A 267-nucleotide genomic window follows, 5' to 3' on the forward strand; every position below is an offset into this window, starting at 1 on the left:
ACCTTGCTGGCCGCGGCGCGCAGGCCCTTGTGGTCATCGGCAATCACCAGCTTGACCCCGCGCAGGCCGCGGTCGGCCAGCGAGCGCAGGAACCCCTTCCAGAACACCTCCGCCTCGGACGCGCCCGTGGCCACGCCGAGCACCTCGCGCCGGCCATCGGTGTTCACGCCCACAGCGATTATTGTCGCCGTTGAGACAACACGCCCTCCCTCGCGCCCCTTCACGTAGGTGGCGTCAATCCAGAGATATGGCCACTCGCCTTCGATC

At 67.8% G+C, this 267-nt stretch carries 1 protein-coding gene; it reads right to left on the reverse strand.

The features are described 5' to 3' along the window. Positions 1–267, reverse strand: a 267-nt coding sequence (locus Q7A36_RS41375) for a transposase (RefSeq protein ID WP_305109563.1), incomplete at both ends; no start/stop codon positions are given.

Source organism: Paracraurococcus lichenis, assembly GCF_030657435.1.
In the GTDB taxonomy this organism is placed as follows: domain Bacteria; phylum Pseudomonadota; class Alphaproteobacteria; order Acetobacterales; family Acetobacteraceae; genus Paracraurococcus; species Paracraurococcus lichenis.